The sequence below is a fragment of the Caulobacter sp. P1_B12_2 genome (assembly GCF_056406675.1).
Genome location: NZ_JBFTZS010000309.1, coordinates 1 through 8,238, shown reverse-complemented (window position 1 = coordinate 8,238; position 8,238 = coordinate 1). Strand labels below are relative to the sequence as shown.

The window sequence follows — 8,238 nt, the reverse complement described above, 5'->3', positions numbered from 1 at the left end:
GCCCAGAGCATCGGCGGCGGCGGCGGCAGCGGCGGCTGGAGCGGTTCGCTGGCCGTGGGCGCGGGCCAGACCGGCGCGGCGGTCTCGATCGGCGTCGGCGGCTTCGGCGGCGTGGGCGGCGACGGCGGCGAGGTCGAGGTCGACGTCATCGACCTGATCCTGACCCTGGGCGACGACGCCACGGCGGTGCTGGCGCAATCGATCGGCGGCGGCGGCGGCAGCGGCGGCTTCTCGCTGACGGCGGGCGTCGGCGCGGGCCAGACCTCCGGCTCGGGCAGCCTGAGCATCGGCGGCTTCGGCGGCGCGGCCGGCGACGGCGACATCGTCGATGTGACCAGCCATGCGGACATTTCGACCACCGGCGACCGGGCCCATGGCGTCCAGGCGCAGTCGGTCGGCGGCGGCGGCGGCGCGGGCGGCTGGACGGGGGCCCTGGCGGTCGCCGTCGGCAACACCAGCGGCGCGGTCGCGGTCGGCGTCGGCGGCTTCGGGGCTGGCGGCGGCGCTGGCAAGGCGGTCACGGTCGACAGCTTCAACCAGATTGAAACCCACGGCGACGACGCGGTCGGCATCCTGGCCCAGTCGGTCGGCGGCGGCGGCGGCAGCGGCGGCTTCTCGCTGGCGGCCGGCGTCTCGGTCGGCCAGAGCACCGGCGCGGGCAGCTTGAGCATCGGCGGCGGCGGCGGGGTCGGCGGCGACGCCGGCGACGTCACCGTCCAGAGCCGCGACCTGATCGAAACCCACGGCGACCGCGCCTATGCGGTCCAGGCCCAGAGCATCGGCGGCGGTGGCGGCAACGGCGGCTTCTCGGCCGCGGTGACGGCGGCCCTGTCCTCGGGCGCGCCCAAGGCGATCGGCGCTTCGATCGGCGGCTTCGGCGGCGCGGGCGGCGACGGCATGACCGTCACGGTGATCAGCGACCTGGGCGCGGTGACCCATGGCGACGACGCTCACGGCCTGATCGCCCAGAGCATCGGCGGCGGCGGCGGCAGCGGCGGCTTCTCGCTGGCCGGCGCCCTGACGGCGGGGACCAGCACGGTCGGCGTCTCGGCCAGCATCGGCGGCGCCGGCGCGGCGGCGGGCGACGGCGGCGAGGTCCACGTGACCACCGACGGCGTGACCACCACGCAGGGCGCGCGCGCCTACGGCGTGTTCGCCCAGAGCGTGGGCGGCGGCGGCGGCGACGGCGGCCTGGCCGGCGCCCTGAGCGGCGGCCTTTCGTCGACCGACAACATCGCCATCGGCGTGTCGATCGGCGGCTTCGGCGGCGCGGCGGGCGACGGCAAAGACGTCTATGTGACCAACAACGGCAAGGTCGGCACCACCGGCGACGGGGCCACGGCCGTGTTCGCCCAGAGCGTGGGCGGCGGCGGCGGCAGCGGCGGCATGGCCATCTCGGCGGCGCTGGGCGGAGCCAAGTCCAAGAACATCTCGATCGCCCTGGGCGGTTCGGCCGCCGGCGGCGGCATGGCCGGGGACGTCAAGGTCGTCTCCACCGACCTGGTGGTCACCGAGGGCGACGACGCCATCGGCATCTTCGCCCAGAGCGTGGGCGGCGGCGGCGGGACCGGCGGCGCGGCCGGAGCCCTGGCGGTGTCGGGCGGCAATTCGACCAACCTGGCCATGAACATCGGCGGCCTCGGCGGCGCGGGCTCGGAAGGCGGCGACGTCACGGTCGACAACAGCGGCCTGGTCGTCACCCACGGCGAGCAGTCGCACGGCATCTTCGCCGAAAGCATCGGCGGCGGCGGCGGCCATGGCGGCATGGCCGGCATCGACGAGAACCAGTGGTCCGACTACATGGCCGGCGGCGCCGGCACGGTCAGCCTGGGCTCCAACAGCAACAACATCTCGGTCGCCCTGGGCGGCATGGGCGGCACGGGCGACGACGGCGGCGTGGTCAAGGTGACCAACAGCGGCGTGGTGACCACCACCGGCGAGTCCCAGGCCAACGCCATCTATGCCCAGAGCATCGGCGGCGGCGGCGGCGACGCCGGCGTGGCCACGGCGGCCTCGGGCAGCTTCGGCCAGGGCAAGAACGGCACGTACGCCATCGCCCTGGGCGGCTTCGGCGGCGAGGCCGGCGACGGCGACCTGGTCCAGGTGATCAACAGCGGCTCGCTCAGCACGATCGGCGGCAACTCCACCGGCATCGTCGCCCAATCGGTGGGCGGCGGCGGCGGCAGCGGCGGCGACGCCCGCGGCTTCTCGCTGAGCTTCTCCAAGAAGGCCTCCGGCGCCGGCACGGCCAAGGCGACCTCGGTCAATGTCTCGATCGGCGGCCAGGGCGGCGCGGCCGGCGACGGCGGCGAGGTCCAGGTGACCAACAGCGGCCAGATCCTGACCCTGGGCGGCGACTCGCACGGCGTGTTCGCCCAGTCGGTCGGCGGCGGCGGCGGTCGCGGCGGCCTGATCTCGACCCAGGGCGAGGAGGTCGTCACCTTCCTCGACCTGGCCAACAAGGGCGAGGCCAAGGGCGGCCAGATCGCCATCGGCGGCTCGGGCGCGGGCGGCGGCGACGGCGGCCTGGTCACGGTCGGCAACAGCGGCGTGATCTGGACCAAGGGCAAGGACGCCCACGGCGTGTTCGCCCAATCGGTGGGCGGCGGCGGCGGCGACGGCGGCTCGGGCCTGGCCGGCGAGGTCAGCATCGGCGGCCAAGGCGGCGTGGCCGGCGACGGCGGCGCGGTCAAGGTGACCAACAGCGGGACCATCGTCACCGAAGGCGCGCTGTCGCGCGGTGTGTTCGCCCAGAGCGTGGGCGGCGGCGGCGGCACCGGCGGGGCCACCGACTACGACGGCCCCGACACCTATTCCTACAGCGACGCTCTTTCCAAGACGATGGGCGAGGTCGGCAAGCTGACCGCCGCCAAGGACCTGGTCGACTCGTTCAGCGAGCCGGCCTGGGGCATCAGCATCGGCGGCACGGGCGGCTCGGCCGGTAACGGCGGCGCGGTCACGGTCGACAACAGCGGCGCGATCTACACCTCGGGCCGACTGTCGCACGGCGTCATGGCCCAGAGCGTGGGCGGCGGCGGCGGCACGGGCGGCGAGGGGACGATCACGGGCGTCGGCCAGATCGTGTTCTCGGGCGTCGGCGGCACGGCCGGCGACGGCGGCGACGTCACCGTCACCAACAGCGGCCTGATCCAGACCGAGGGCTACGGCGCCTATGGGATCTTCGCCCAGAGCATCGGCGGCGGCGGCGGCGTGGCCGGCGACGTCTCGCTGGGCATCGCCTCGTGGGGCGACTTCAGCGCCTATGGCGGCGAGGACTACAGCGACTACGCCGACATGAGCATCAACCCGCTGGACGGCTACGGCGGTGACGGCGGCAATGTCACGGTGACCAACACCGGCAATATCGTGCTGCTGGGCGAGGGCTCGGTCGGGATCTTCGCCCAGTCGGTGGGCGGCGGCGGCGGCCTGTTCGGCAGCGGCCTGGGCCTGTCGTTCGCCGGTTCGCTGGGCGGCACGGGCGATGCGGGCACGGTCACGGTGATCCAGAACGGCAACATCTGGGCCGGCGCCAAGAACGGCGTCGGGGCCTTCTTCCAGAGCCAGGCGGGCGACGTGCCGGCGGYGGGATCGCACAGCCTGGCCCTCTCGGCCGCGGCGACGCCGACCTATGCGGCGGCCGACATCGTGGCCACCCTGAACGGCGACGTTCGCGGCGGCGCGGTCTACGGCAAGGGCGTGTTCATCGACGGCGGCAAGAACAACCTCATCACCCTGAACGGCGTGGTGTCGGCGGCCTCGAACCTGGCGATCCTGGGCACCACCGGCAACGACACCATCGTCAGCAACAAGGGCGTGATCGGCAACATCGACCTGGGAGGCGGTACGAACGCCTTCCGCAACACGACGACCTCGACCCTGGTGACGCTGGACTATGTGAAGCTGAACGGCGGCCTGTTGACCAATGACGGGATCGTCACGCCGGGCGGCAACGGTTTGGTTCAGGTGAGCAGCGTCGAAGGTGACTTCAAGCAGACCGCGACCGGCGTGTTCCTGGCCGACCTGGACCTGGGCAAGACGGGCAAGGCCGGCGAGATCGACCGCCTCGACATCACCGGTTCGCTGGACCTCAAGGGCAAGTTCGTCCTGCAGATCGCCGACCCGGGCCACATCCTGCCGGGCGACCACACGGCCTCGATCCTCAACGGTTCGGGCGTGGTCACGGCTTCGGGCCTGCAACTGGTGGCGCCGGTCTCGTCGATCGCCACCTTCGAGCTGAAGACCACGGCCGACGACCTGAACCTGCACTATGTGGTCGACTTCTCGCCCGCCGGGTTCAACGCCAACCGCACGGCGGTCGGCGACCACATCAACAGCATCCAGCTGGCCGGCAGCACCGACGCGTTCGCGCCGGTGACCGCGGAACTGTTCTGGGAGCCCTCGCAGGTCAAGCTGGCCGACTACTACGACAGCTTCAGCGCCGAGACCTATGCCGACCAGGTGGCGGTGACCAACTTCGCGATCGCCGGCTTCACGGACTCGATGATGACCTGCCCGACGGCGCCGGGTCAGGGCGAGGCCGACAGCTGCGTCTGGACCAAGGCGGGCGGACGGCAACTGAAGCTGGACGCCACGGCGCAGGACATGGCGTTCCGGGAGCGCTCGGCGGGCCTGTCGGGGGGCTTCGAGAACGCGGCGGGTCCGCATTGGCGGTTCGGCGCGGCGCTCTCGGCCGAAGACCTGCGGACCGGGATCCCGACCCGCACCCAGGGCGACGGCGAGCGCTATCAGGTCGGCCTGGTGGCCAAGGCCGCGGACGGTCCGGTCACGGCCGCCATGGCCTTCACCGCCGGCACGAGTTCGGTCGAGACGCACAGGGCGGTGCTGCTGCCCTCGGGGCTGCGGATGGCGGAGGCCAAGCAAAGCCAGACGTTCCAGGCGATCACCCTGCGGGCCGGCTATCGCTTCGGTGACGACCACGCCTACGCCAAGCCGATCGCCGAGCTGAACCATGCCCGGATCTCGACCGACGGCTTCGCGGAAAAGGGCGCCGGGGCCCTGAACCTGATCGCGCCCAAGCAGGTCGATCAGTCCACCCGCGCCAGCGTCAAGCTGGAGGTGGGCGGCGAGTTCATGCAGGGCGTCACGGCGATCCGGCCCTATGCCCGGATCGGCGCCAGCCACATGCTGTCGGGCCGCGCGCCGCAGTTCACGACCGCGTTCGAAGGCGCCGCCCCGGTGGCGGGTTCGTTCGACGTGGCCGCGCGGCTGGACAAGACCACGGCCGACGCCGAGCTGGGCCTGGCCATCGTCAACGCCAAGGGGGCCAGCGCCAAGGTCAACTGGTCGGGTCAGTTCGGCGAGCGGGTCAGCAACCAGGCCCTGGCCGTCAAGTTCACCGTGCCGTTCTAACGCCCAACGATCCGCTCTTCCCGGCGAAGGCCGGGATCCAGACCCGCCCCGTCGTCGCTATTTCGCGCTCTTCGCGTCCCCGACAGATAGACGAGACCCGCCGTGGCAAAGCCGGCCAAAGCCATCATCCTCAGCGCCGGCCAGGGCAAGCGCCTGTCGCCGCTCACCGATACGCGCCCCAAATGCCTGGTCGAACTTTCGGGCCGCACCGTGCTGCACTGGCAGCTCAAGCACCTGGCCGAGGCCGGGATCACCGAGGCGGTGGTGGTGACCGGCTTCGCCGCCGACACCGTCGAAAAGGAGGTCGCTGGGCTCGACATCGCGGGCCTGAAGGTCCGCACCCTGTTCAACCCGTTCTACGCCCTGACCGACAACCTGGCGACCTGCTGGCTGGCGCGCGGCGAACTGGTCGGGGACGTGTTGCTGCTGAACGGCGACACCCTGTTCGAACGGGCGATCGCCGAGGCCCTGATCGCCGCGCCGCCGGCCCCGATCACCGTCACCATCGACCGCAAGGGCGGCTATGACGCCGACGACATGAAGGTGCTGACGGAGGGCCTGTCCCTGCGCGCCATCGGCAAGACCATCGAGCAGTACGACGCCGAGTCGATCGGCTTCCTGAAGTTCGACCCCGAGGGCGCGGCCCTGTTCACCCGCATCGTCGAGCAGGCCCTGCGCACGCCGGAAGGCCTCAAGCGCTGGTACCTCAGCGTGATCAACCAGATCGCCCAGGAGCACGACGTGGTCCGGACCCAGTCGATCGAGGGCCTGGAATGGGCCGAGATGGACTTCCCCGAAGACCTGCCGGCCAACCGCGCCCTGGCGGCGGCCTGGGTCGCGGCGGGGGAATAGGCGCCTTGCAACTGCCCGTCTCGATGCATCGAGGGGACCGGCTGAAAGCCGCCATCGTTGCTTTCGCCTTCATGGTGCTCTTGCTGTTCTCGCCGGCGGGAGCAATGCTCGACCGGTTGACCACCGGTTTAGGCGAGAACGCCGGATGGGTTTGGGTGGGCTTGGGCCTGGCTGTGTTCTGGGCCGCCTATTTCGTGTTCAGGGCCTTCCGCCTGCGTCGTGAACGCGCCGACATCCTGCTATCGGATCGGGCGCCCGACTAACGGGCGCCACCGCGCTGCCGACAATCTAGTCACCGACTCGCCGCGACGTCTGTCACGGCGATGTCATGCAACATGCCTATAGGCCGCAGGCCCGCGAGCAAGTAAGCGGGATCTTACAAGCGACGGCGGAATCAACGACCGGCGCTTTCGTCTCTCTCTTGTCGGTTCAGCTTTCCAATCACGGATGCGGTGGGTTCCAATGTCTCGTTTCAACGCTCGTAAAAGCGCGCTCCTGCTGAGCGCCGGTCTCTCGGCCCTGGCCTTCGCCAACACGGCCTTCGCCCAGGAGGCGTCCTCGACCGCCCTGGACGAGATCGTGGTCACGGCCGAGCGCCGGTCGGAAAACCTGCAGAAGGTCCCGGTCTCGGTGGCCGTGGTCGGCGGCGACCAGCTGCGCGCCATTCAGGGCGGCGGCGACGACATCATCTCGCTGTCGGGCAAGGTGCCCAGCTTCTACGCCGAGACCACCACGGGCCGGATCTTCCCGCGCTTCTACATCCGCGGCCTGGGCAACATCGACTTCTACCTCGGCGCCTCGCAGCCGGTGTCGATCATCCAGGACGACGTCGTGCTCGAACACGTGGTGCTGAAGTCCAACCCAGTGTTCGACGTCAAGCAGGTTGAAGTGCTGCGCGGCCCGCAAGGCTCGCTGTTCGGCCGCAACACCACCGCCGGCATCGTCAAGTTCGACACCAACAAGCCGACCCAGACCCTGGAAGGCCGCGCCAGCGCCTCGTACGGCACCTACGGCACGACCACCTTCGACGGCGGCATCGGCGGCCCGATCGTGGCCGACAAGCTGGCCTTCCGCGTTTCGGCGCTCTACCAGCACCGCGACGACTACGTCGACAACACCTATGCCGGCGCCAGCGCCGACGGCACCGTCACGCCGCAGAAGAACGCCATGGGCGGCTTCGACGAGAAGGACGTGCGGGTCCAACTGCTGGCCACCCCGACCGAGCAATTGACGGTCCTGGCCTCGGCCCACGCCCGCAACTACGAGGGCACCTCGACCCTGTTCCTGCGCCAGGCCCTGAAGAAGGGCTCGAACAGCTCTTCGGCCCCGCGCGACAGCGTCGCCTTCGACGAAGCAAACAACAACCCGCAGGCCTATGACACCCAGGGCGCGTCGCTGAACATCGCCTACGACCTGGGTCCGGTGACCCTGACCTCGATCAGCGCCTATGAGACCACCGCCGGCTACAGCCGCGGCGACACCGACGGCGGCGCAGCCGCCAACTATCCGGTCGGCGGCGTTCCCAACGGCTTTGGCCAATCGATGGGCCAGATCCGCGACCTGGACCAGCTGACCCAGGAAATCCGCCTGGCCAGCAACGGCGACGACCGCCTGAAGTGGCAGGTCGGCGCGCTGTACTTCGACTCGCGCGACACGACCGACTTCTACCAGCGCGCCTATTTCCTGAAGCCCGGCAGCGCCGGCTACAACCCCAACAACTGGGTGCGGCTGGACAACCTCAACACCTCGTGGGCGGTGTTCGGCCAGGTCAGCTACAAGCTGACCGACGCCCTGACGATCACCGGCGGCCTGCGCGACACCTACGACGCCAAGAAGACCACCCTGGTCAAGACGGCCAACACCGCCGCCAACGTCCAGACCTATGCCGGTCGTCGCTACGTGCGCCTGTCGGACGAGCAGGTCAGCTGGGACCTGAGCGCCAACTACGAAGTGAACCCCGACCTGAACCTCTACGCCCGCGCGGCCAAGGGCTTCCGGGGTCCGACCATCCAGGGC

4 protein-coding genes are annotated in these 8,238 nt (G+C 70.7%); all 4 read left to right on the top strand.

From position 1 onward, the window contains the following. Positions 1-5,370, top strand: a 5,370-nt coding sequence (locus AC1DZ6_RS17600; RefSeq protein ID WP_477098439.1) for a hypothetical protein, incomplete at its 5' end; no start/stop codon positions are given. 102 nt (positions 5,371-5,472) lie between these two features. After that, positions 5,473-6,222, top strand: coding sequence for a phosphocholine cytidylyltransferase family protein (locus tag AC1DZ6_RS17595; RefSeq protein WP_477098438.1), 750 nt, complete (start codon positions 5,473-5,475; stop codon positions 6,220-6,222). A gap of 5 nt (positions 6,223-6,227) precedes the next feature. Beyond that, positions 6,228-6,485 (top strand): hypothetical protein, encoded by a 258-nt coding sequence (locus tag AC1DZ6_RS17590; RefSeq protein ID WP_477098437.1) that lies wholly within the window; start codon positions 6,228-6,230, stop codon positions 6,483-6,485. Positions 6,486-6,684: 199 nt separating this feature from the next. After that, positions 6,685-8,238, top strand: a 1,554-nt coding sequence (locus tag AC1DZ6_RS17585) for a TonB-dependent receptor (protein ID WP_477098436.1), incomplete at its 3' end; no start/stop codon positions are given.